Origin of the sequence: Streptomyces cinereospinus (assembly GCF_042430725.1) — a bacterium.
GTDB classification, from domain to species: domain Bacteria; phylum Actinomycetota; class Actinomycetes; order Streptomycetales; family Streptomycetaceae; genus Streptomyces; species Streptomyces cinereospinus.
This window is the reverse complement of sequence record NZ_JBHMCY010000101.1, coordinates 1-24,766: the sequence shown is the minus strand read 5'-3', so window position 1 is coordinate 24,766 and position 24,766 is coordinate 1. Positions and strand designations below refer to the sequence as shown.

Genomic DNA, 24,766 nt, shown 5'->3' with positions numbered 1-24,766 from the left:
CCGGGGCCGCCCCCGGGCGCCGGAGCGGGCGCGGTGGCCGGCGGCGGCGCCCCGCGTGCCGGGGCTGGGACCGGCTGCGGCACGGGCGCCGGAGCGGCGGGCCCGGGTGCCCCGCTCATGACCCGTCCGCCGCGGTACGCCGGGACGCGGGGTCCCCGGTCCGGGGCGCCGGGCCGTAGCTGTGCTTGTCGCCCTCCACGTAGTCGCCGCCGACGGCCAGCGCGCCGTCGCCGAAGGCCAGTTGGCTGCGGTCGGGGGCGTGGACGTGGAACGTGGGCGGCGGTGCCGGGCTCCCCGTGCCGGCTCCGCCGCCCACTCCTCCCGCGGTGCCGCCCGTGCCGGGTGCTCCCCCGGGTGTCCCACGGTCACGCGGCGGCTCCCCCGGGTCCGCGGGAAGTCCGGGAGGCGCCGGGTAGCCGGGTACGGTGACCCAGCCCCGGCGCGGCTCGTCGTGCTTGGTGACGAAGTCGGCGGGCAGGTAGGCCGCCGGGTCGATGCCCGGGTAGCGGCCCAGCACCACCGACCGGTGGATCTCCTCGGAGACGACCACCACCAGGTTTGCCCGGGCGGCCCGGGCGAGCACCCGCTTGACCGGGGCGGCGTCCACCAGCCGGGCCAGGTCGTTGACGGCCGTGCCGGTCCACCGCGGGCCGCGCCGGATGACCAGCCCCTGGTGCAGGCCGGCCCGCAGCCGCATCCGGTGGTCGTCGTTGTACGTGCCCCGGTGTTCGGCCAGCGCGTCCTCCAGGCCCCGCACCAGTTCGCGCAGCAGCCGGGTGGGGCTGGTGCTGACGGGGATCAGGATCAGCGCGCCGTCCCCGCGGTCCTGCACGTCGCACGCGGCGAGGTCGAGACCGGCGCGCGCCAGCGCGAACTCCACCACGTGGTAGAGCGCTTCGTGCAGGGTCGCCTGCGCGGTCTCCGCGCGCAGACTGAAGTCCTCGATGTCCAGCAGGACGATCCAGTGGCTGAGAGGATCCGGCGCGGCCATCGGCGACCTCCTGTGCTCGGCCGGGGCCACGTCCGCCCCGCGCTACCTGGATACGAGCTGTGAGCGCCTCCGTCTACGCCAACTGGCGCACAACGCGGCGCACGTGCCCCTTCCGCCCGGCGCACCCGGACGAGGAACGCCGCACGGACCCCTTCGATGCCCGCCGCCCGCTTCGCACAACCCATCCGCCCTCATCTGCCACAGCGTCATACCCTGTGGCTGACAAGCGAGTTGACGACCCGCGACGCACGAGGGAGGGGGACCGGGTGCGTGCTCTCCGCATCCCGTCACCGTTGCTGCCGGGCTGCGCGCTCGGGCTGGTGATCGTCCTGCTGCTGCGCGGCTGCGCGGACGGCGGCGACGGCCCGCCTCGCGCGGGGGCGCCGTCCGCCGGGGGCGACGCCCGGCCGCGCGCCGGCGCCCCGGCTCCGGTGCCCGCCCTGTGGCCGCCGCCGCGCGTCGTGCGCGACGACCGGGGCTCGGTCGCCATCGGCCGCACGGTGGCGGTGCGCACCGGGGACACGACGGACCCGGCCGCCCTCGACACGGTCGTCGCGGCGCTGCGCGCGGGCGGTGCCCGTGACATCCGCGTCGGCGACGAGCCGCGCTCCGGGGAGCTGCTGGTGGTGACCGACGGGACGACGGCGGGCCTGGCCGCCGGATCACCCCGGGGGCTGCCCCGCGGCGGGTACGTCCTCGCCGCGGGCCACACCGGCGGCGGACCCCGCGTCGTCCTGGCCGGAGCGGACCGGACCGGAACCTTCCACGCCGCGCAGACCTTCGCCCAGCTGGTCCGCCCCGTCGGCTCGGCCGCCGCTCGCACCACCCTGCCCGCCGTCCGGGTCCGGGACTGGCCCGCCACCGCCGCCCGCGGCGTCGTCGAGGGCTTCTACGGCACCCCGTGGACGCACGGGGAACGCCTGGCCCAGCTGGACTTCGCCGCCCGTTTCAAGCTCAACACGTACGTCTACACCCCCAAGGACGACCCGTACCTGCGCGCCCGCTGGCGCGAGCCGTACCCCGCGGCACGCCTGACCGGTCTGCGCGAACTGGCCCGGCGCGCCGAGGCCCGCCACGTCTCCTTCGTCTACGCGCTCTCCCCCGGCCCCTCCGTCTGCTACTCCTCCGCCGCCGACCGCGCCGCGCTGCTGCGCAAGTTCCGCCAGCTCTGGCAGGCCGGGGTGCGGGCGTACGCGGTCCCGCTCGACGACATCGACATCACCCGCTGGAACTGCCCCGCGGACGGGGCGGCGTACGGCTCCGGGCGGGCGGCGGTGGCGCGCGCCCAGGCGGACCTCCTCAACCACGTCCGGCGCGCCTTCCTGGCGCCCCGCCCGGAGGCCGCGCCCCTGCTCACGGTCCCCACCGAGTACGACGGCACACGCGCCGGCCCCTACAAGACCGCCCTGGCCGCCGCCCTGGACGCCGGCGTCACCGTCATGTGGACGGGCCCGCTGGTCGTCTCCCCCACCCTGCGCACCGGCCAGGCCCGTGCGGCGGCGCGGCACTACGCGCACCCGGTGGTGATCTGGGACAACTACCCGGTGAACGACTACACGCCGGGCACCCTGCTGCTCGGCCCGTACACGGGCCGCGACCCCGGCGTCCCGGGCGTGGTCGCGGGTGTGACCGCCAACGCGATGAACCAGGCCGCCGCCTCGCTGCCCGCCCTCTTCTCGCTCGCCGCCTACGCCTGGCACCCGCAGGCCCACCGTCCCGCCGCCGCCCTCGACGCGGGCCTGCGGTTCCTCGCGGCCGGAGACCGCCGCGCCCTCACCGCGCTGCGCGCCTTCGCCGACCTCAACCACGCCTCCCGCCTCGACCCCGCTCCGGCGCCGAGGCTGGCCGCGCTGATCGAGGCGTACCGGCGCGGCGGCCCGGGCGCCGAGGACGCCCTGCGCGAGCACCTCACGGTGCTCGCCTCGGCCCGCGACACGGTCCCGCGGGCGCTGCGCGGCTCCGCCGCCCCCTGGCTGGACGCCGCCCACGACTGGGCGCGCGCGGCGCTGGCCGCGGTGGCACTGCGGGACGGCACGGACACCCGCGCGCGGGTGCGCGCCCTGCGCGAGGCCGCCCGCGGTCACACCGTCACCGACTGGCAGGGCCGCGTCCGCACGGTGGAGGTGGGGGCGGGGGTGCTGGACGCGTTCGTGGCGCGGGCGCTGGACGGGCCTTGAACCGGCCGCGCCGGACGCCGAAGGGGCGCCCGGCGAGGGGCGCCCCTTCGGGCGGGCTCACTTGTCCAGGTGGGCCCAGAACTCGTCGAACGTCAGGAGCTTGTCGCCGTCGAGGTCGCGGCTGGCGATGATGGCCTCGGCGACCGCCTCGGTGACGTTCCAGTCGCCCCCCTGGGCCAGAGCGGTCTTGAACTCCTTGGCGGTGATCCGGCCGTCACCGTCCGTGTCGATCCGCTCGAACTGCTTGCGCGCTTCCTCGATGTCCGCCACCGGTCCGCCCCTCGTCTCGTGCTGTTGCCGTCGTACTGACGCAGGTCAGATTAACCGCCCAGGTCCGCGGCCGACGCGGTGGCCGTGCACAGGGGCGTCTCCTGGCGGTCCGCCACCCTCATCTCGAACCAGGTCGTCTTGCCGCGCGGCAGCAGGTCCGCCCCCCAGCGGTCGGCGAGCATGTCGACGAGGTACAGGCCCCGGCCGCTGACGTCCGTCTCGTGGACCGGCATGAGACAGGGCAGGCCCCGGGAGGGGTCGCGGACCTCGACGCGGATCCAGCCCCGGCGCCGGCGCATCCGGAGGCCGAAGACGCGGGCGCCGGTGTGGCGCACGGCGTTGCCCACCAGTTCGGAGACGAGCAGGACGGCGTCCTCGGTCATCCTGGCGGACAGGCCCCACTGACGCAGGACGACGACCTGGGCGAGCCGGCGCGCGGTCGCGGCGGACTCGGGGCGGGACGGCAGCGACACCTCCGCCTCCGTCGGGTTGCCGAACGACTCCAGTGCCTTGAGCGCTCGTTCGTCCTCGACCGCCGGCGACCAGCGCGCCGCGGTCGCACGGCCGCGTCCTTGCGGCTGTTCGATGCCCTCCAGCCCCGCCATGCCCCCATCATGGCCGCCCGGCGCGCCCCGCGGGGCCGTTCCCACGGAATACGCCCCCCTCGCAGCCTCGCCCCGAACACTCCGTCCGGCATATGCCGGAGGCAGGAAGGAGGCGGCGACAGCCCCCCTGGCCTGCGACGAGGAGTCGGCCGGCGGCACCGGACGGACTCCCTCGACAGGCGGGCCCACAGCCGGCCGACGGCCTCCGCGAACCGCCCCATCGAGGGACCCGGATCAGACAGCGCGTCAAGAGCAAGCCCTGACGCGCCTGTCTCAGAGGAACTTGGCCTTGCCCGGCCCCTCCTCCACGAAGCTGCGCATCCCGCGCTCCCGGTCCTCGGTGGCGAACAGACCCGCGAACCAGTTCCGTTCGACGGCGAGGCCGGTGTCGATGTCCGTCTCCAGGCCGGTGTCGATCGACTCCTTCGCCGCCCGCAGCGCGAGCGCGGGGCCCTGCGCCAGCCGCGCCGCCCACGCGTGCGCCGTGCCGTACACCTCGGCCGCCGGGACCACCTGGTCCACCAGGCCGAGGCTCAGCGCCTCGTCGGCCTTGACCATCCGGCCGGTGAAGATCAGGTCCTTGGCCCTGGACGGGCCGATCAGCCGGGCCAGGCGCTGAGTGCCGCCGGCGCCCGGGATCAGGCCGAGCAGGATCTCCGGCTGGCCGAGCCTGGCGTTGTCCGCGGCGACGCGGTAGTCCGCGCACAGCGCCAGCTCGCAGCCGCCGCCGAGGGCGTAGCCCGTCACCGCCGCCACCACCGGCTTGGGGATGCGCGCCACGGCCGTGAACGCGTCCTGGAGGGCGCGGGCGCGCAGGACCATCGCCGTGTGGTCCATGTCCTGCATCTCCTTGATGTCCGCGCCGGCCGCGAACACCTTCTCGCCGCCGTAGACGACGACCGCGCGCACGTCGTCGCGGCGCGCGGCCTCCTCGGCGAGTTCCTTCAGCCGGTCCTGCGTGGCGATGTCCAGCGCGTTCATGGGCGGGCGGTCGAGGCGCAGGGTACCGACGCCCTCGGCGACTTCGAGATTCACGGTCATGCCAGCAGGTTATCGGGGGCTCGGCGACGGGCCCGGTGCCGTCCGTCACACCGGGCCCGTCGCGTCGGCAGCTCAGGCCGTCCACTTCTCCCACGGCATGTTCCAGCCGTTGAGCCCGTTGTCCGGGTCCACGATCCGGTCGTCGGAGTTCTTCACCACGACCACGTCGCCGACCATCGAGTTGTCGAAGAACCACGCGGCCGGTGCGTCCTTGTCCCAGCCACCGCGCACGTCGCGCAGCCCGATGCAGCCGTGGCTGGCGTTGTAGCCGCCGAAGGCGTCGCTCGCCCAGTAGTTGCCGTGCAGGAAGGTGCCCGAGGTGGTCAGGCGCAGGGCGTGCGGCACGTCCTTGATGTCGTACTCGCCGCCGTAGCCGACCGTCTCGCCGTTCATCCGGGTGACCTCGTGCTTCTCGCTGACGACCAGCTGGCCGTTCCAGGTCTCCATGCCGGGCTTGCCGGTGGTGACCGGGATGGTCTTGACGACCTTGCCGTCCCGCGTGACCTTCATCGTGAGCTTCTTGGCGTCGACGACGGAGACCTGGTCGCGGCCGATGGTGAAGGAGACGGTCTTGGCCTGCTCGCCGTAGACGCCGGGGCGGCCCTCGACGCCGTCGAGGTTGAGCCGGACGGTGACCTTGGTACCGGCCTTCCAGTACTTCTCGGGGCGGAAGTCGAGCCGGTCGTTGCCGAACCAGTGGCCCTCGACGTCGACGGCCGGCTCGGTCTTGATCTCGATGGCCTTCTCGACCTCGTCGGGGTGGGTGATGCCCCGGGTGAAGTTGAGCGAGAAGGGCATGCCCACGCCGACGGTCGAGCCGTCCTCGGGGGTGAAGTGGCCGATGAAGGTGTTCTGCGGCGTCAGGGTGGTGAAGCCGGCGGTCTCGGCGGCCGCACGGCCGGCGGAGTCCTTCGCGACCGCGTGCACCTGGTACCTGGTGGCGGCGGCCAGGTGGGTGGACGGCGTCCAGGTGGCGCCGTCCTCGGATATCTTCCCGGCTATCTCGGTGCCCTTGGCGTCCTTGACGACGACCTCGGTCAGCTTTCCCCCGGCGGCGGTCACCTTCAGGGCCCCGTTGGTGTCGACGGACGAGGCGCCGTCCCCGGGCGCTATGGTCACGGCCGCCTCGGACTGCTTGCTCTCCGCCGTGGCCGCGCCCTTGCCCGTGCCGGCCTCCGCGCCGGCTCCGGAGCCCGACCCGGACTCCGGGCCCGACCCGGACTCCGGGCCCGAGGCGCACGCCGTGACGGTCAGCAGCAGCGCACCGGCGACCAGCGCCAGCCCCTTGCGTCCGTGCCCGGCCCGGCCCCGGCCCGTCCGTCCCACCCGCGCGTCAACCGACGCCCCCGAAACCGGCCGCACGTTCACGTCGTTCTCCCCTCAACGGGCCCCGGACCGGGCCCCCACCGGGCCCCGTCGGGCCCGCTCCCCTGCGCGTCCCGCGCTTTCGGCGCATAGTAACCACAGGGTCGGCGCGGCCGAGGCCGCGCGATGGTCACCGTTCCGTTCCAACATCAACCAGCCGCCGCCCGCCCCCAGCGGGCTCAGCTCCGGGCGCTGCCGGCCTTCCACTCCTGCCACGCCATGTTCCACCCGCCGAGCCCGTTGTCGGCGGCGACCCTCTTGTCGTCGCTGTTGACGACCTCGACCACGTCCCCGACCAGGGTGCGGTCGAAGAACCAGCCCGCCGGGGTCTGCGAGCTGCCGCCCTTCTCGTCCCGCAGCCCGACGCACCCGTGGCTGACGTTGGTCTCCCCGAAGGCGTCGGGCGACGCCCAGTAGTTGCCGTGCAGGAAGGTGCCGGACTCGGTGAGGCGCATGGCGTGCGGGACGTCCGGGATGTCGTACTCCCCGCCGAAGCCGACCGTGTCGCCGTTCATCCGGGTCACCTCGTACAGGTCGGTGACCACCATCTTCCCGTTGTACGTCGGGTTCCTGGGTGTTCCCGCGGTGATCGGCACGGTGCCGAGCAGCTCGCCGTCGCGGCGTACCTCCATGGTGTGCCGCTCCGCGTCGACCAGCGAGACCTGGCTGCGGCCGACGGTGAAGGCGACCGCCTTGTCCTGCATCCCGTAGACCCCGGGCGCGCCCTCGACGTCGCGCAGCCGCAGGTCGACGGTGACCTCGGTGCCGGGCCGCCAGTACCGCTCGGGGCGGAAGTCGAGCCGGTCGCCGCCGAACCAGTGCGCGCGGATCTCGACGGCGGGTCGCGCGGTGACCCGCACCGCCCGCTCGACGGCCGCGCGGTCGGCGATCTCCCGGTTGAACCTCAGGCTGACGATCATGCCGGTGCCGACCAGCGAGCGGTGCTCGGGGGTGACGTACGCGATGAAGCGTTCCCCGGGGACCTGGGTGGTGAAGGCGGTGGACCGGGCGGAGCGGTGGCCGCGGCCGTCCACGGCCACCGCGTCGACGGTGTACCGGGCGGCCGGCGCCAGCCTGCCGTCGGCGGGGTCCCAGCGCCGGCCGTCCCCGGAGATCCGGCCGGGCACCGGCGTCTCCTGGGCGTCCTGGTACTTGACGACCCGTACCGACTCCAGGCGCCCGCTGGACACCCGGACGGACAGCTCCTCGCCCGGCCGGACGCCCTTGCTGCCGTCGTCCGGCGCGATGGCGATGGTGTCCTCGGCGGCCCGCGGCGCGCCGGGTGCGCCGCGGGTGCCCGGCCCGTCCGTGGTGCAGCCGGTGACCCCGGCCAGCAGTCCCGCCCATGTCAGTACGGCGGCCAGTGCGGCCCTCGCGCGCCGCGCGCGCCCCTGTGCGTTCCTCTGTACGTGTCTCACAAACGTGTCCAACGACCGGGGCCGCCCTGGGGAAACGTGAGTGCGACCCGAGCTCTGGGCAGAACAGGGGGGAGGACGACGGGCCGGGGTCGCGGACGGGACGCCGCGCCCCGGCCGATGTCGTCGTGACGAGCCGCGGGAGGCTGACAGGTGTCCAGCGCAGCCGAGCAGGAGACGGTGGCCGGGCAGGGCGGACGCCCGGCCGCCGCGGTGAACGGCGCGCCGCGGGCGGCACCGGCCGCCGCGGTGCCGGTGCGGCCGGGTTCGGCGACCCCGCTGGGGGCCCGGTTCCGGGTCGGCCCGGACGGGGTGGCCGGGACCAACTTCGCGCTGTGGGCGGGCGGGGCGGAGGCCGTCGAGCTGTGCCTGTTCGACGAGGAGGGCACCGAGCGCCGCCACCGCCTGACCGAGCTGACCCACGAGATATGGCACGGCTTCGTGCCGGGGGTGATGCCGGGGCAGCGCTACGGCTACCGGGTGCACGGCCGCTGGGATCCGTGGACCGGCGGCCGCTGGAACCCGGCGAAGCTGCTGCTCGACCCGTACGCGCGCGCGGTGGACGGCGACTTCGGCCTGCCGCCGGAGGTCTACGGGCACGTCCGGGACTGGCCCCAGCAGCAGGTCGCGGACACCGTGCGGGACGAGCGGGACTCGGCGCCGTTCGTCCCCAAGGGCGTCGTCGTCCACGACGACGACGACTGGTCGGACGACCGCCGCCCGAAGACGCCGTGGGCGGACTCGGTGATCTACGAGCTGCACGTGCGCGGCTTCACCCGGCTGCACCCCGGCATCCCCGAGGAGCTGCGCGGCACCTACGCGGGCCTGGCCCATCCGGCGGCGGTCGAGCACCTGACGCGGCTGGGCGTCACGGCCGTCGAACTGCTGCCCGTGCACCAGTACGCGCACGAGGACCACCTGCTGCGCCGGGGCCTGGGGAACTACTGGGGCTACAACTCCATCGGCTACTTCGCCCCGCACGCCGGGTACGCCGCGTCCGGCACCCGCGGGCAGCAGGTCGGCGAGTTCAAGCGGATGGTGCGCGCGCTGCACGCGGCCGGCATCGAGGTCATCCTCGACGTGGTCTACAACCACACGGCGGAGGCGGGCGAGCTCGGCCCGACGCTGTCCCTGAAGGGCATCGACAACCGCGGCTACTACCGGTTGCAGTCCGACGCCCGCCGCTACGCCGACTACACCGGCTGCGGCAACACGCTGCACGTCGTCCAGCCGCACGTGCTGCGGCTCATCACCGACTCGCTGCGCTACTGGGTGACGGAGATGGGCGTGGACGGCTTCCGCTTCGACCTGGCGGCGGCGCTGGCCCGGTCCATGCACGACGTGGACATGCTGTCACCGTTCCTCGCCGTCATCGCGCAGGACCCGGTGCTGCGCCGGGTGAAGCTGATCGCCGAGCCGTGGGACGTGGGGTCCGGCGGCTACCAGGTGGGCGCCTTCCCACCCCTGTGGACGGAGTGGAACGACCGCTACCGCGACGCCGTGCGGGACTTCTGGCGGCACGCGCTGCCCGACGTGCGGGAGATGGGGTACCGGCTGTCGGGCTCCAGCGACCTCTACGCCTGGGGCGGCCGGCGGCCGTACGCCTCGGTCAACTTCGTCACCGCGCACGACGGTTTCACGCTCCGGGACCTCGTCTCCTACGAGCGCAAGCACAACGAGGCGAACGGCGAGGGCAACCGGGACGGCACGGACGACAACCGCGCCTGGAACTGCGGGGCGGAGGGCGAGACCGGCGACGAGCGGGTGCGGGAGCTGCGGCGGCGGCAGCTGCGCAACCTGCTGACCACGCTGCTGCTGTCGACGGGCGTGCCGATGCTGGTCGCGGGCGACGAGCTGGGGCGCACGCAGCGGGGCAACAACAACGCGTACTGCCAGGACAACGAGATCAGCTGGGTGGACTGGGGGCTGCTGCGGGAGCCGGGCTGGAAGGCGCTGTGCGACCTGACGTCCCGGCTGATCGCCCTGCGGCACCGGCACCCGGTGCTGCGACGGCGGGCGTTCTTCTCCGGCCGGGCGCACTCCGCGGACGGGCTGCGCGACCTGGCGTGGTTCACCGCGCGGGGCACGGAGATGACCGAGCGGGACTGGTACGCGCCCGCCGCCACGCTCGGCATGTACCTGTCCGGGCGGGACATCCCGGGCCGCGACGAGCGGGGGGCGCCGATCCTCGACGACAGCTTCCTCGCCGTGCTGCACGCCGGGGAGCGGCCCGTCAGCTTCGTCCTGCCGGGGCCGCCGTGGGCGGAGCGGTACGAGGTGGTCGTCGACACGTCGTGCGAGGAGCAGGAGGCGGCGCCCGGGGTGACCCACCCCGCGGGGCGGGCGATCACGGTGCCGGCCCGGTCGGTGCTGCTGCTGCGGGTCGGCTGAGGCGCCTGTTGCCGGTCCGTGAACTCCCGGGCCGGACCGTCGGCCCCGGCGCGGCCCGGCCGGCACCGCCCGGAGCCGCCGGCCGCGCCGCAGGCGTCCTGGGAGCGGATCGCGGCCGGTCTGCCGCCCCAGCCGGAGGCATGATCCGGCGGGGTCACCCCCAGGCGTGACGCGCAGACGTGGTCCGCGGGCGCGGCCCGGCCCGCGGGACCGCCCGAACCCGCAGGTCGTAGGACCATCGGCGGACCGCGGTCCGGCCAAAACCCGGTAGGCGCCGTCCGTGCCGGTCCGTAGGCTCGCTCCCGATGCCGACGACACGTGCCGCCACGACCCGAGACCGTTCCGCCGTCCGCTCGCTGCTGCGCCTGTGGCCCTACGTCAGGCCGGTGCGGGCCCGTCTGTTCACCGCCGCGTTCGTGGCGATCGTCGCCTCCTGCGTCGGCCTGGTGATCCCGCTGGTGCTCAAGTGGCTCGTGGACGGGCCGGTCGCCGGCCGGGACCCGGCGGGCGTGTGGCTCGGCGCGCTGTTCCTGCTGCTGCTCGGGCTGGCCGAGGCGCTGCTGTTCGGGCTGCGGCGGTGGCTGGTGGCGCGCCCGCTGGCCGGGGTCGAGGCGGCGATGCGGGCGGATCTGTACCGGCACCTGCAACGGCTGCCGGTGGCGTTCCACGACCGCTGGGCCTCGGGGCAGTTGCTGTCCCGGGGCACCGCCGACCTGATGCTGCTGCGCATGTTCCTCGCCTTTCCGCTGACCTTCCTGCTGGTCAACGGGGTGACGATCCTGGTCGGCGTGATCATCATGCTGGGGCAGGACCTGACGCTGGGCCTGGTGGTCCTGGGGCCGGCCGTGCCGGTGATCGTCAGCTGCGTGGTCTTCGAGCAGCGGTACGCCGGGGTGGCCCGGCGCGCGCAGGACCAGGGCGGTGACCTGACCACGGTCGTCGAGGAGGGCGTGCTCGGCATCCGCGTCGTCAAGGGGTTCGGCCGGCACCGCAGTCAGGCGCTGGCGTTCCGGGAGCTGTCGCGCACGCTGCGGGGGACGGAGCTGCGCAAGGCCCGGCTGCTGGCGACGATCACGGGCGTCATCGTGACGCTGCCCGAGGTGGCCATCGGGGCGGCCCTGGTGCTGGGGGCCGTGCGGGTGGCGGACGGCCGGCTGTCGGCCGGCACGCTGGTGGCCTTCCTGTCCACGGCGCTCGCCCTGCGCTGGCCCGTCGACTCGATCGGGTTCCTGCTGGCGATGAGCCAGGAGGCGGCGACGGCGACGGAGCGGTACTGCGAGGTGATGGACGCGGAGCCGGAGACGGCCACCGCCCCGGCCGGCACCGCGCGGGAGGTCTCGGCCGAGCGGGGACTGCGCTTCCACGGCGTCGGCTTCCGCTACCCCGACGCCCCCGCCGGCGCCCCGCCCGTGCTGCGCCACGTCGACCTGCACATCCGTCCCGGCGAGTCGATGGCCCTCGTCGGCGCGACCGGCAGCGGCAAGACCACGCTGACCGCGCTCGTGCCCCGGCTGCACGAGGTGACCTCGGGGCGGATCACCCTGGACGGCGTGGACATCACCGCCCTGTCCCGGCGGGAACTGCGCGCCCAGGTCGCCGTCGCCTTCGAGGAGCCGACGCTGTTCTCGGCGAGCGTCGCGGAGAACGTCCTGATGGGCGCCCCCGGCGAGGCCGGAGCCGCCGAACTGGAGCGCGCCCTGTCCGTCGCCCAGGCCGACTTCGTCCACGGCCTGCCGCAGGGCGCGGACACCCAGGTCGGCGAGCAGGGGCTCAGCCTGTCCGGCGGTCAGCGGCAGCGGCTGGCACTGGCCCGGGCGGTCGTGGGGCGGCCGCGGTTCCTGGTGCTGGACGACCCGCTGTCGGCGCTGGACGTGCACACCGAGGCCGCCGTGGAGGCGGCGCTGCGGGAGGTGCTGGCCGGCACCACCGCGCTGATCGTGGCGCACCGCCCGTCCACGGTGCTGCTCGCCGACCGGGTCGCCCTGCTGTCCGACGGCCGGATCACGGCCGTCGGCACCCACCACGAACTGCTGCGCGACCACGCCGAGTACGCCCACCTGATGTCCGGGACAAAACGGGAGGCTTCCCGATGACCGCGACCCCCTCCGCCACCTCCGCCACCTCCGCCACCTCCGCTCCCGCCGCCGACGCCGACGCCGAAGCGACCGCGCCGGCCGGCGCCGACGACCCGTTCGACAAGGACGCCCTGCCCGCCCCGCCGGGCGCCACCGGGGCCCTGCTGCGGTCCCTGCTCGCGCCGATGCGGGCCCGGGTGGCCCTGACCACGCTCCTGCTGCTGCTCCAGCAGGCGGCCGTGCAGGCGGGTCCGCTGCTGGTGGCGTACGCCATCGACGACGCCGTGCCCGCCTTGCGCGCCCACGACCAGGGGCCGCTGATCGCGGTGGCGGCCGGATACCTGCTGTGCGCGGTCGCCTCCGGCGGGCTGCGGTACGCCTTCGTCGTCACCTCCGCCCGGGTCAGCCAGGACGTGCTGCTCGACCTGCGCGGCCGGATCTTCCGGCACGCGCAGGCGCTGAGCGTCGACTTCCACGAGCGCTACACCTCCGGCCGGCTGATCTCCCGCTCCACCACGGACGTCGAGTCGCTGCGCGAGCTGCTGGAGGAGGGCCTCCAGGAACTGGTGACGGTGATCCTGTCCTGTGTGTACGTGGCGACGATCCTGCTCTGGCTGGATCTGGGCCTCGGTGCGGTCGCGGTGGCGTCGTTCGGGCCGCTGTGGTGGCTGATGCGGGTGTACCAGCGGCGGGCGCGGCGGGTGTACGCCACGCGGTCGACGGCGGCCGCCGCGGTGATCGTGAAGTTCGTGGAGACGATGAACGGCATCCGCCCGGTGCGCGCGTTCCGCCGGGAGGGCGTCAACGACGCCGGGTTCCGGGTGCTGAACCGGCGGCACGAGCGGACCAACGGCGACGCGCTGCTGGAGATGGCCCGCTATGTCGTCGGCGCGCGGATCGTGGGCAACACGGCGGTCGCGCTGATCGTGCTCTGGGGCGCCCACCGGGTCGCGGACGGCACGCTGGCGCTGGGCGTGCTGGCGGCGGCGGTGCTGTACCTGCGGCGGATGTACGACCCGATCGACCGGTTCGGCATGTTCCTGAACTCCTACCAGTCGGCGGCGGCCTCGCTGGAGAAGATCGCCGGGCTGCTCGCCCAGACGCCGTCGGTGCCGGAGCCGTCGGTGCCCCGGGAGCTGCCGCCCCGGGCCTGCGCGCACCCCGGCCGCGAGGTGGTCTTCGACGGCGTCCGCTTCGCCTACCGCACCGGCGGCGAGGTGCTGCCCCGCTTCGACCTCACGATCCCGGCCGGGCAGACGGTCGCGGTGGTCGGCTCCACCGGCGCGGGCAAGTCGACGCTGGCCAAGCTGCTGGCCCGCTTCTACGACCCGAGCGACGGGCGGGTGCTGCTCGACGGGGTCGACCTGCGCGAGCTGGCCGTGCCGGAGCTGCGGCGCGGGGTGGTGATGGTGACGCAGGAGTCGTTCCTGTTCTCCGGCACGGTCGCCGAGAACATCGCCATCGGGCGGCCGGACGCGAGCCGTGCGGAGATCGAGGCGGCCGCGCAGGCGATCGGCGCCCACGACTTCGTCGCCGCGCTGCCCGACGGGTACGACACGGACGTGCGCAAGCGGGGCGGCCGCATCTCCGCCGGGCAGCGTCAGCTGGTCGCCTTCGCGCGGGCGCTGCTCGCCGACCCGGCGGTGCTGATCCTCGACGAGGCGACCAGCTCGCTGGACGTGCCGGGCGAGCGGGCGGTGCAGCGGGCGATGGCGACCGTGCTGAGGGGCCGTACGGCCGTGGTGATCGCGCACCGGCTGTCCACCGTGGAGATCGCGGACCGGGTGCTGGTGATGGAGCGCGGCCGGATCGTGGAGGACGGCCCCCCGGCCGAACTCGTCGGGGGGACGGGACGGTTCGCGGGGCTGCACCGGGCGTGGCGGGACAGTCTGGCGTGAGGGGGCGGCCCGCCGCCGGCCCGCGCCGGGCCGGGTCAGCGGCGCCGGCGCCTCGGCAGCGCGTCCGGGCGGGGGCGGACGGCGCGGGCGTTGGGCTCCGGGGCGGCACGGAGGCCGTCCGGGGCGAGGCCGGCGTCCTCGACGTACCGGCGGGTGCCGGCGAAGGGGTGGCCGCTGCACGGGTCGAGGCAGCGGACGGCGCCGGCCGTCTGCGAGGCGCACAGGCTGTTCCGCACCGGGACGGCCTCGAACGGCAGGCCGACGCCGGGCCGGTGGCGCACGCAGGTGCCGCAGGAGACGCTGCCCGGCACGTGTTCCTCCGGCACGGGCCCGCCGAGCGCCGCCGCCGGGCCCCGGAGGCGGCCCCCGCGGGGTGCGCGTGGCGTTCCGCGGCTCCGGTGACGGACGTCCATGGACCACCGTGACGGCCGGCCACATGGTCGGCCGTATCCGACGGGAGCAGGCGGAGGGGCGCATGATCGACGCGTACGAGGATCCCGGCACACCCGACAGCCGCGGTCCCGCCCGCTACCTGTGGTGGCTGGTGCGCAGCCAGCCGGGCCGGTCGGCCGCCGGGGCGCTGCTGGGCACCGTGTCGCTGGCGATGCCCGCGGTGGTGCCCTGGCTGCTCGCCCGCGCGATCGACGACGGGCTGGAGCCCGGTGACCGCGGGGCACTGCTCGGCTGGGCGGCGGCCGTGCTGGCGGCCGGGGCGCTCAACGCCTGGCTGAACATCGCCCGGCACCGCACGATGACCCGGCTGCGGATGGACGCCACCTTCCGTACGGTCAAGGTCGTCGTCGGGCAGGCGGTCCGGCTCGGGAGCTCGCTGCGCCGGCAGGTCGCGGCCGGGGAGGTCGTCACCATCGGCGTGGGCGACGTGCAGACCGTGGCCACCTCGCTGACCTTCGTCGGCCCGGGGGCCGGCGCGCTCGCCGGGTACGCCACCGTCGCCGCCCTGCTGCTCACGGTGTCCGCGCCGCTGGCCGCCGTGGTGCTGCTGGGCGTGCCGCTGACCGGGGTGCTCGCGGGTCCGCTGATGGGCCGGCTCCAGCGCACCGAGACGGCCTACCGGGAACGGCAGGGCGCGCTGACCGCGCGCATCGGCGACCTGGCCGGCGGGCTGCGCGTGCTGGCCGGGCTCGGCGGCGGGGAAGTGGTCGCCGGGGCCTTCCGCCGCGACTCCGGGCAGCTGCGCGCCGAGGGGTACCGGGTCGGCGCGGTGACCAGCTGGATCCAGGCGCTGGGTCTGGGCCTGCCGACGGTGTTCCTGGCCGTGGTCACCTGGCTCGCGGCCCGGCTGGCGGCCCGCGGGGACATCACGATGGGCGAGCTGGTGTCGGTGTACGGCTATGTCGCGGTGCTGGTGACGCCGGTGTCGTACGTCCTGGAGTTCGGCCGGCAGATCGGCCGCGGCCTGGTGGCCGCGCGGCGGGTCGTACGGTTCCTGCGGCTCGACCCGCTGGACGGCGGCGGGACGCTCGACGCCCCGGCCGAGCCGTCCGCGCTGCACGACCCGGAGTCGGGCGTGCGGGTGCTGCCGGGGCGGCTGACCGCGCTCGCCTGCGCGCGGCCCGCCGACGCGGCGCGGATCGTCGACCGGCTCGGCCGCCACACCCCCTCGGAGGCCACCTGGGGCGGCACACGGCTGGACGAGATCGCCCTCGCCCAGGTGCGGGACCGGATCCTGGTCGCGGACCCCGAGGCCGACCTGTTCGCCGGCACCCTGCGGGAGGTGGTCCTCGGGCGGCGCACCGCCGACGACGACCGGGCCGTCGCCCGGGCGGTGCACGCCGCCGCGGCCGACGACGTCGTGCGCGGGCTGCCGGACGGGCTCGACTCGCGCGTCGACGCGCAGGGCCGCAACCTCTCCGGCGGGCAGCAGCAGCGGGTGCGGCTGGCGCGGGCGCTGCTGGCCCGCCCCGAGGTGCTGCTCCTGGTCGAGCCGACGTCCGCGCTGGACGCGCACACCGAGGCGGTGGTGGCGGAGCGGCTGCGGCACGCGCGCGCGGGCCGCACGACCGTCGTCACCACCACCTCGCCGCTGCTGCTGGACCGGGCGGACACCGTGTACTTCCTGACCGACGGCAAGGTCGCGGCCCAGGGGAGCCACGCGGAGCTGCTCGGGCGCGCCCTGGGGTACCGGGCGCTGGTGGCGCGGGACGCGCAGACCGACGCGGACCCCGAGGAGGCCGTGCGATGACGTCCAGGACCCCGTCGGCCGTCCCGGCGGACCCCGCGGGCCGGCTGCCCGTCGCCGGGCCGGCCGAGGTGCGGCGGGCCATGGCGGGGCTGGTCCGGGCGGACGGCCGGGCGTTCGCCGCCGTCCTGGCGCTGAACGCGCTGGCCGCCGGGGTGGGACTGGCCGGACCGTGGCTGCTGGGGCGGATCGTCGACGAGGTGCGGTCCGGCCGCGGCGTCGACGTCGTCGACCGGCTGGCGCTCGCGCTCCTGGGGTGCGCGCTGGCGCAGTTGCTGCTGTCCCGGTGGGCGCGGTACGCCGGGCACCGGTTCGGGGAGCGGACCCTGGCGCGGATCCGGGAGCGGTTCGTCGACCGGGCGCTGGCGCTGCCCGCGTCGGTGGTGGAACGGGCCGGGACCGGCGACCTGACGGCCCGGGGCACCGCCGACGTCACCACCGTCGGCACCACCCTGCGGGACGCCGGGCCCGAGCTGCTCATCGCCTCGTTGCAGGTGCTGTTCCTGTGCGGGGCGGTGCTCGCGCTGGATCCGCTGCTGGGCGCCTGCGCGCTGCTGGGCTGGCTCGGCATCTGGTTCCCGCTGCGCTGGTACCTGCGCCGGGCGCGCTCCGCCTACCTGGCGGAGGGCGCGGCCACCTCGGACGTCGCGGAGGTGCTCGCGGCCACCGCGGACGGCGCCCGCACCGTCGAGGCGTTCGGGCTCCAGGCGCGCCGGACCGCCGCGAGCCGCGACGCGCTGGCCGAGGCGCGGCGCACCCGGCTCCACACGCTGGGGCTGCGCAGCGTGTTCTTCCCGGCCGCCGACTTCGCGTACGCCTTCCCGGTGGTGGGCGCGCTGCTGGTGGGCGGCTTCCTGCTCGAACGGGGGGCGGTGACCCTGGGGGCGGTGGTGGCGGCCGCGCTGTACCTGCGGCAGGTGACCGAGCCGCTGGACGTGCTCCTGGTCCGGGTCGAGCAGTTGCAGATGAGCAACGCCTCCTTCGCCCGGGTGGAGGGGCTGGTGATGGCACCCCGGGCGGCCGCGGCCGGCTGCCCCGACCCGGCCGGCCACCGCATCGACGTGTCCGGCGTCCGCTACGCCTACGACCGGGGCGGCGAGGTGCTGCGCGGCGTCGACCTGACGATCCGGCCCGGGGAACGGCTCGCGGTGGTCGGCCCGTCCGGCGCGGGCAAGTCCACGCTGGGCAGGCTGCTGGCCGGCGTCGACGCGCCGGACGCGGGCCGGGTGACGGTGGGCGGGGTGCCGGTCGCCGCGCTGGGACCGGAGCGGCTGCGCCGCCAGGTCGTGCTGGTGACCCAGGAGCACCACGTCTTCCTCGGCTCGGTCCGCGACAACCTGCTGATCGCCGAACCGGCCGCCACGGACGAGCAGGTGTGGGCCGCGCTCGGCGCGGTCGGCGCCGCCGGCTGGGTGCGCGCGCTGCCCGCCGGCCTCGACACCGGGCTGGGGGCGGGAGGCTGCCGCACGGACGGCTCGCAGGCCCAGCAACTCGCTCTCGCCCGGGTCGTGCTGGCCGACCCGCACACCCTGGTCCTCGACGAGGCCACCGCGCTGCTCGACCCGGCGACCGCCCGGCACACCGAGCGCGCCCTGGCCGCGGTGCTCGAGGGCCGCACGGTCGTCGCCATCGCGCACCGGCTGCACACCGCGCACGACGCGGACCGGGTGGCGGTGATGGAGTCCGGGCGCATCACCGAACTCGGCCCGCACGAGGAGCTGGTGGCGGCGGACGGGGCCTACGCCCGGCTGTGGCGGACCTGGCACGGGGGGCCGACGCGGTGAACGCCCGTGTTACCGCGCGATGTTCGTATACCGAACGTGAACTCCCGGACAACGAACGATTTCCGGCCAAACTATTGACGCGCCCCTGACAATCCAGCCCGGCGGTGTCACGCTTCTCACGGCCACTTCACAGCAACCCCACCTCCACGTCGCTGTGGCGCGCCCGTGGCCGCGTGCACCTTCTCTCGCGTTCTGCCCGGACGGCCCACCCGCCGTCCGGATCCTCCCTGGCCGCGCGACCCGCGGCCACGCAGAAGGAGTCAGTGTTGAGCAGCAGTTCCTCATCGAGCAACGGTTCCTCCCACAGACGCGCCCCCCGCGCGGCGGCCGTCGCCCTGGCGGGCGTCGCCGCGTTCCTCGCCGCCGCCGTGCAGTCCGGCGCCGCGGCCGCCACCCCGGAGCGGGCGCCGGCCGCGCCGGCCCAGGCGGACCCGGGCGCCCTGCCGGTGAAGCTCACCCCGGCCCAGCGCACGGCGCTGATCCGCGAGGCGGACGCCCAGAAGGCGGCGACGGCCCAGGAGCTGAACCTGGGCGCGCAGGAGCGGCTCGTGGTCCGGGACGTCGTCAAGGACGCCGACGGCACGGTCCACACCCGCTACGAGCGGACCTACGCCGGCCTGCCGGTGCTCGGCGGCGACCTGGTCGTCGCGACGGCCGGGGACGGCCGCACCGAGGCCGTCACCAGGGCGACCCGCGCCGCCATCACGGTTCCCTCGCTCACCCCCGCGGTCGCGGCCGGCCAGGCGGAGCGGCAGGCACTCGGTGCCGCCCGCGCCGAGCAGGCCGGCCGCCCCGACGTCAGCGGCGGGCCCCGCAAGGTCGTCTGGGCCGCGAGCGGCACGCCCGCCCTCGCCTACGAGACGGTCGTCGGCGGCCTCCGGCACGACGGCACCCCGCAGGAACTGCACGTCGTCACCGACGCCACCACCGGCGAGAGGCTCTGGGCGTACCAGGCGGTGCGCAACGGCACCGGGCACACCGTCTACAGCGGCACGGTCCCGCTCACCACGGCCCAGTCCGGCTCGGCGTACACCCTCACCGACGGCGCCCGCGGCAACCACCGCACGTACAACCTCAACCGCGGCACCTCCGGCACCGGCACGCTCTTCTCCGGCGCGGACGACGTGTGGGGCGACGGCACCCCGTCCAACCTGGAGTCGGCCGCCGCGGACGCCCACTACGGGGCCGCGCTGACCTGGGACTACTACAGGAACGTGCACGGCCGCAACGGCATCCGCGGCGACGGCGTCGGGGCCTACTCCCGGGTCCACTACGGCAACAACTACGTCAACGCGTTCTGGTCCGACAGCTGCTTCTGCATGACCTACGGCGACGGCTCCGGCAACGCCAACCCGCTCACCTCGATCGACGTGGCCGCCCACGAGATGACCCACGGCCTGACGTCGGCGACCGCGAAGCTCGTCTACAGCGGCGAGTCCGGCGGCCTGAACGAGGCGACCTCCGACATCCTCGGCGCGGCCGTCGAGTTCCACGCCGACAACTCCTCGGACGTCGGTGACTACCTCATCGGCGAGGAGATCGACATCAACGGCGACGGCACCCCGCTGCGCTACATGGACCAGCCGAGCAAGGACGGCTCGTCGAAGGACACCTGGTACTCGGGCATCGGCTCGATCGACGTGCACTACTCCTCCGGCCCGGCGAACCACTTCTTCTACCTGCTGAGCGAGGGCAGCGGCGCCAGGACGATCAACGGCGTCAGCTACAACTCGCCGACCGCGGACGGGCTGCCGGTCACCGGCATCGGCCGGGCGAAGGCGGAGCAGATCTGGTTCAGGGCGCTCACCACCAAGTTCACGTCCACCACCAACTACGCGGCCGCCCGCACCGGCACCCTGGCGGTCGCCGGCGAGCTGTACGGCACCACGAGCGCCGAGTACAAGGCGGTGCAGGACGCGTGGGCGGGCGTCGCGGTCGGTGCGCGGCCCGGCGGCCCGGGCGGCGGCACCTCCTTCGAGAACGCCGCCGATGTGTCGATCCCGGACAACGGCGCCGCCGTGACCTCCTCGATCACCGTGTCCGGCCGGGCGGGCAACGCCCCGGCCGGCCTCCAGGTCGGCGTGGACATCGTGCACACCTGGCGCGGCGACCTGGTGATCGACCTGCTGGCCCCGGACGGGACGGCGTACCGCCTGAAGAACTTCAGCTCCTCCGACTCGGCGGACGACGTGAACACCACCTACACCGTCGACGCCTCCGCCGAGGCCGCCAACGGCACCTGGCAGCTGCGGGTGCAGGACCAGGCGACGCGGGACACCGGCTACGTCAACAGCTGGCAGCTGACGTTCCCGTAGGCCCGTCCGGGTCTGCCGGGTCCGTCCGCACCGGTCCGTGACGGCGGCACCCGGCGCGCGGGCGGCGCCGGGTGCCGCCCTACGCTTGGCCGCATGTCGTTCACGTACGAGGATGTCGGCGCGACCCGGGAGACGGGCTTCTGCCCGCCCGGTTTCCACCCGCTGCACGTGCGGACCCGCCTCGGCGAGGGCGAACGGGTGTTCCGCCGGGCCGCCGAGGCGGCGTTCACCTGGGAGATGCACCGCGCGAGCGGCGTGGGCGTCGAGGCCACCGCCGACCGCGCCGCCCCCGGCGTCGACGTCACCGTCACCCTCGCCGGCCTGATCAAGGCCCCCTGCCGGGTTGTCTGGACGGTGTCGGAGTACCGCCGCGCGGGCTGGGCGTACGGCACCCTGCCCGGTCACCCGGAGTGCGGCGAGGAGGCGTTCGTCGTGGAGCGGACGGGAGACGGCACGGTCTGGCTCACGGTGTCGTCGTTCAGCCGGCCCGCCGCCTGGTACGCCCGGGCGGGCGGGGCGGCGGGCCGGGGCCTGCAGGCGGCGTTCGCCCGGCGGTGCGGCGGCACGCTGCGCAGGCTGTGCGCCGGGCTGGAGTGAGCGGGGAGCCCGGGGGCCGCCGCCCCCGGACCCCCGCGCCGGCCCGGACGGTCCCGTCCTCAGCCGCGGGGCGGACCGGGCCGGCCCGGCCTCACCGCAGCAGCACCCCCGCCCCCTCCACCGCGTCCTGCGACGGCACCGCCACCAGCCCCGGCTCGGCGCTGGTCGCCAGCAGCCGGTGCGCGGGCAGGACGCGCACCGTGTAGCCGTACGGCCCGGTCCGGTCGAGGGACAGCGGGCCCTCGTACACCCACCGCCCGTCGAGGTCCGGCCCGCCCGCCGGTTTCAGCGGGACCGTCGTGGCGTCGGCGATGCGGTCCTCGGAGTCGACGCGGCCGGAGACCGCCTGCACCTCCACGTCGTCGGGGGCCAGGTCGCCGAGGGCGACGCGGACCCGGAGGGTGAGGGTCGAGCCGAGCTCGGCGGTCGCCCGGGCGGCCGAGGTCTCCACGTGGTCGACCCGCACGCCGTGCCAGGACCGGCGCAGCCTCGCCTTCCACCCGGCCAGTTCGCGCGCCGAGTCCGGGTCCATCGTGCGGTGGGCGCGGGCCGCGGGGGCGTACAGCCGCTCGACGTACTCGCCGACCATCCGGCCGGCCAGCACCTTCGGGCCGAGCAGCATCAGCGTCTGGCGGACCATCTCGATCCAGCGGTCGGGCAGGCCGTCCGGGCCGCGCTCGTAGAAGCGCGGGGTGATCCGCTGTTCCAGCAGGTCGTACAGCGCCGCCGCCTCGATGTCGTCGCGGCGGTCGGGGTCGGTGCCCGCCCCGTCGGCCGTCGGGATCGCCCAGCCGAAGTCGGGCTGGAACCACTCGTCCCACCAGCCGTCCAGCACGGAGAGGTTGAGGCAGCCGTTGAGCGCCGCCTTCATGCCGCTGGTGCCGCAGGCCTCCAGGGGGCGCAGCGGGTTGTTCAGCCAGATGTCGCAGCCCGGGTAGAGCTTCTGCGCCATCGCCATGCCGTAGTCGGGCAGGAACACGATCCGGTGCCGCACCCGCGGGTCGTCGGCGAACCGCACCAGTTCCTGGATCAGCCGCTTGCCGCCCTCGTCGGCCGGGTGCGCCTTGCCCGCGACGACGACCTGGACCGGCCGCTCCGGGTGCAGCAGCAGGTCCATCAGCCGGTCCCGGTCCCGCAGCATCAGCGTCAGCCGCTTGTACGACGGGACGCGCCGCGCGAAGCCGATGGTGAGGACGTCCGGGTCGAGCACGCCGTCGATCCAGCCCAGCTCGGCCGTGCCGGCCCCGCGCTGCCGCCAGGAGGCCCGCAGCCGCTGCCGCACCTCGGTCACCAGCTGCTCCCGCAGGGTGCGGCGCAGCTCCCAGACGTCCTGGCCGGGGATGTCGGCGACGGCCTCCCAGCGCTCCTCGCCACCGCCGGTGAAGGCGTCCTCGGCGCGCTGCGCGCCGACCTGCCGGGCGCCGAGCCGGAAGACCTCGGGGGCGATCCAGGTCGGGGCGTGCACCCCGTTGGTGACGGAGGTGATCGGGACCTCGTCGGCGTCGAAGCCCGGCCACAGCCCGGAGAACATCTCCCGGCTGACGTTGCCGTGCAGCAGCGAGACGCCGTTGGCGCGCTGGGCCAGGCGCAGGCCCATCACGGCCATGTTGAACAGGTTGGGCTCGCCGCCCGGATAGGTCTCCATGCCGAGCTGGAGGATCCGCTCGACGTCGATGCGCGGGAGTTCGGCGTCGGGCCCGAAGTGCCGGGCGACCAGCTCGCGGTCGAAGCGGTCGATGCCGGCCGGGACGGGCGTGTGGGTGGTGAAGACGGTGCCGGCCCGGACCGCCTCCAGCCCCGAGTCGAAGTCCAGTCCACTGTCACAGAGTTCGGCGATGCGTTCGAGGCCCAGGAAACCGGCGTGCCCCTCGTTGGTGTGGAAGACCTCGGGCTCGGGGTGCCCGGTGAGCCGGCAGTACGTCCGCACGGCGCGCACACCCCCTATGCCGAGCAGCATCTCCTGGAGCAGCCGGTGCTCGCTGCCCCCGCCGTACAGCCGGTCGGTCACCCCCCGTTCGCCGAGGTCGTTCTCCTCGACGTCCGAGTCGAGCAGCAGCAGCGGCACCCGGCCGACCTGGGCCAGCCAGATCCGGGCGCGCAACTGCCGCCCGCCGGGCAGGGCCAGGGTGACCTGGGCGGGCGCGTCGTCCTCCTCCTTGAGCAGGACCAGCGGCAGCTCGTTGGGGTCGAGGACCGGGTAGTGCTCCTGCTGCCAGCCGTCCCGGGAGAGGGTCTGCCGGAAGTAGCCGTGCCGGTAGAGCAGCCCCACCCCGATCAGCGGTACGCCGAGGTCGCTGGCCGCCTTGAGGTGGTCGCCGGCCAGGATGCCGAGGCCGCCGGAGTACTGCGGCAGGGCGGCCGTGATGCCGAACTCCGGGGAGAAGTAGGCGACGGCGGCGGGCAGGTCGCCGGAGTGCGCCTGGTACCAGCGGTCCCCCGTGACGTAGTCGTCGAGATCGCCGGCGACGGTGGTCAGCCGGCGCAGGAAGCGGCGGTCCTCGGCCAGCTCGGCGAGGCGCGCGGGCGGGACGCTGCCCAGCAGCCGTACCGGGTCACCGCCCGACGCGGCCCACCGTTCCGGATCGACGGACTGGAACAGCTCGCGTGTCTCCGTATGCCAGGACCAGCGCAGATTGCGCGCCAGGTCGCTGAGCGGCCTGAGCGGTCCGGGGAGAACGGGTCGGACGGTGAATCGACGGATCGCCTTCACATTCCACCTCGTCAGCGTGCGGAGAAGGACGCACAGCGGTGTGCGCCCCGTCATCGGTGTCGACGGTAGTGGCTACCCGGCGTCGCCGTGGCCGACTCCGCGCGCGTGCCCGGAACGACCTTCGTCCGTCCTTCATGAGGGATTTGGCCGATTCTGCCCGCACACACGTCCTTACGGCGTTTCGCACCGCACCACACGGGGCCTCCCCGGCGGCCGGACAGCCCGACGCACCGGGGATCATGGGGCGAAAATCGGCCATCTTTGCGGCACCTCACCGCGGGGGTTAGCCGTCCGGACCGGCGTGCGGACCGCCTCCGGCACCCCGTGCGCCGGCGTCCCGGCGGGGGCGGCCCTGCCCCGGTGGCGGGCACTGTGTCCGGGAAGGTCTGCGGTCGGGGCCCCGGTTCACCGAACGAACTCCTCGTGGTCCCGCGGTGGTCGCGGCCCCTTCTCCAGCCCCTGCCAGCATCGGCCCCGCTCGTCCGGAACGGGGCCGGTCTTGTGCGCAGACAAAGGCGTGGGTAGTTAACAAAGTGCCGGATTGCCCACCCGAATAGGGTGGGAAGGCTCCTGCGGTACGCCCCACAGGCACACCCGCGCACGACCCACCTCCCCACAGCCATCCGCCCACCCACGTTGACGCGGAACGGAGCGGTGATGCCCGCAGCGCACCACTCGTCAGCACCCCCGACACCCAGCACCGACAGCACCGAAGCACCCCCCGGGCGCCCGGTCGACGCCGGTCCGCCGGCCCCGGAGCAACCCTCCGCGGGCGACGCCACCGCCGTCGGGCGCATACCGGTCCTCGACGTCCGCCCGGTCGTCCAGCACGGACGGCGGCCCGCGAAGGCCGTGACCGGCGAGGTGTTCGAGATCTCGGCCACCGTGTTCCGCGAGGGCCATGACGCGGTCGCCGCCAACGTCGTCCTGCG

Annotated in this window: 17 protein-coding genes; 9 read left to right on the top strand and 8 right to left on the bottom strand. The window is 75.1% G+C overall.

All coding sequences use genetic code 11. The features are described from left to right. Positions 1-115 precede the first annotated feature (115 nt). Positions 116-991, bottom strand: a complete 876-nt coding sequence (locus ACFF45_RS32760; RefSeq protein WP_381350550.1) for a hypothetical protein — start codon at positions 989-991, stop codon at positions 116-118. A 266-nt stretch (positions 992-1,257) separates the two neighbouring features. Between ACFF45_RS32760 and ACFF45_RS32755 the strand changes: the two genes are divergently transcribed. Next, positions 1,258-3,168 carry a glycoside hydrolase family 84 protein gene (locus ACFF45_RS32755; RefSeq protein WP_381350549.1) on the top strand — a complete coding sequence of 637 codons (1,911 nt, stop codon included), beginning with the start codon at positions 1,258-1,260 and terminating at the stop codon, positions 3,166-3,168. 57 nt (positions 3,169-3,225) lie between these two features. Here the strand turns inward: ACFF45_RS32755 and ACFF45_RS32750 are convergent, their stop codons facing one another. From ACFF45_RS32750 to ACFF45_RS32730, 5 genes are all read right to left on the bottom strand, one after another. Next, a complete protein-coding gene (locus tag ACFF45_RS32750) occupies positions 3,226-3,438 on the bottom strand; it encodes an EF-hand domain-containing protein (protein WP_381350548.1) in 213 nt (70 codons plus the stop codon). A 50-nt stretch (positions 3,439-3,488) separates the two neighbouring features. Continuing rightward, a complete protein-coding gene (locus ACFF45_RS32745; RefSeq protein WP_381350547.1) occupies positions 3,489-4,043 on the bottom strand; it encodes an ATP-binding protein in 555 nt (184 codons plus the stop codon). A 273-nt stretch (positions 4,044-4,316) separates the two neighbouring features. Then, a complete protein-coding gene (locus ACFF45_RS32740) occupies positions 4,317-5,084 on the bottom strand; it encodes an enoyl-CoA hydratase/isomerase family protein (RefSeq protein ID WP_381350546.1) in 768 nt (255 codons plus the stop codon). 72 nt (positions 5,085-5,156) lie between these two features. Beyond that, positions 5,157-6,452 (bottom strand): L,D-transpeptidase, encoded by a 1,296-nt coding sequence (locus tag ACFF45_RS32735; protein ID WP_381350544.1) that lies wholly within the window; start codon positions 6,450-6,452, stop codon positions 5,157-5,159. Between the two features lie 176 nt (positions 6,453-6,628). Beyond that, positions 6,629-7,867 carry a L,D-transpeptidase gene (locus ACFF45_RS32730; protein WP_381350543.1) on the bottom strand — a complete coding sequence of 413 codons (1,239 nt, stop codon included), beginning with the start codon at positions 7,865-7,867 and terminating at the stop codon, positions 6,629-6,631. Between the two features lie 150 nt (positions 7,868-8,017). Here ACFF45_RS32730 and glgX point away from each other — a divergent pair, with 150 nt between their 5' ends. The 3 genes from glgX (at position 8,018) to ACFF45_RS32715 (ending at position 14,228) form a co-directional block, all read left to right on the top strand. Beyond that, positions 8,018-10,255: a glycogen debranching protein GlgX gene (gene glgX, locus ACFF45_RS32725; RefSeq protein ID WP_381350542.1), complete on the top strand. Its 2,238-nt coding sequence runs from the start codon at positions 8,018-8,020 to the stop codon at positions 10,253-10,255. Between the two features lie 305 nt (positions 10,256-10,560). Next, positions 10,561-12,348, top strand: a complete 1,788-nt coding sequence (locus ACFF45_RS32720; protein WP_381350541.1) for an ABC transporter ATP-binding protein — start codon at positions 10,561-10,563, stop codon at positions 12,346-12,348. Then, positions 12,345-14,228, top strand: coding sequence for an ABC transporter ATP-binding protein (locus ACFF45_RS32715; RefSeq protein ID WP_381350540.1), 1,884 nt, complete (start codon positions 12,345-12,347; stop codon positions 14,226-14,228). The genes ACFF45_RS32720 and ACFF45_RS32715 overlap by 4 nt, the downstream gene beginning before the upstream one ends. A gap of 35 nt (positions 14,229-14,263) precedes the next feature. On the opposite strand, the gene ACFF45_RS32710 is transcribed toward ACFF45_RS32715, so the two are convergent. Beyond that, the gene (locus ACFF45_RS32710) at positions 14,264-14,539 is read right to left on the bottom strand and encodes a hypothetical protein (protein ID WP_381350539.1); all 276 of its coding nucleotides are present in this window, start codon (positions 14,537-14,539) and stop codon (positions 14,264-14,266) included. A 164-nt stretch (positions 14,540-14,703) separates the two neighbouring features. Between ACFF45_RS32710 and ACFF45_RS32705 the strand changes: the two genes are divergently transcribed. The 4 genes from ACFF45_RS32705 to ACFF45_RS32690 all read left to right on the top strand — a co-directional run bounded on the left by ACFF45_RS32705 (position 14,704) and on the right by ACFF45_RS32690 (position 21,124). Further along, positions 14,704-16,431 (top strand): ABC transporter transmembrane domain-containing protein, encoded by a 1,728-nt coding sequence (locus ACFF45_RS32705; protein WP_381350537.1) that lies wholly within the window; start codon positions 14,704-14,706, stop codon positions 16,429-16,431. Beyond that, positions 16,428-18,212, top strand: a complete 1,785-nt coding sequence (locus ACFF45_RS32700; RefSeq protein ID WP_381350536.1) for an ABC transporter ATP-binding protein — start codon at positions 16,428-16,430, stop codon at positions 18,210-18,212. The genes ACFF45_RS32705 and ACFF45_RS32700 overlap by 4 nt, the downstream gene beginning before the upstream one ends. Positions 18,213-18,475: 263 nt before the next feature. After that, positions 18,476-20,527 carry a M4 family metallopeptidase gene (locus ACFF45_RS32695; protein WP_381350534.1) on the top strand — a complete coding sequence of 684 codons (2,052 nt, stop codon included), beginning with the start codon at positions 18,476-18,478 and terminating at the stop codon, positions 20,525-20,527. 93 nt (positions 20,528-20,620) lie between these two features. Next, positions 20,621-21,124: a DUF1990 domain-containing protein gene (locus ACFF45_RS32690; RefSeq protein ID WP_381350533.1), complete on the top strand. Its 504-nt coding sequence runs from the start codon at positions 20,621-20,623 to the stop codon at positions 21,122-21,124. A gap of 91 nt (positions 21,125-21,215) precedes the next feature. Here the strand turns inward: ACFF45_RS32690 and ACFF45_RS32685 are convergent, their stop codons facing one another. Next, entirely contained in the window at positions 21,216-23,834 is a 2,619-nt protein-coding gene (locus ACFF45_RS32685) for a glycosyltransferase family 1 protein (protein ID WP_381350552.1), read from the bottom strand. 657 nt (positions 23,835-24,491) lie between these two features. On the opposite strand from ACFF45_RS32685, the gene ACFF45_RS32680 reads away from it, so the two are divergent. Further along, positions 24,492-24,766, top strand: a 275-nt coding sequence (locus ACFF45_RS32680; protein ID WP_381350532.1) for a maltotransferase domain-containing protein, incomplete at its 3' end; no start/stop codon positions are given.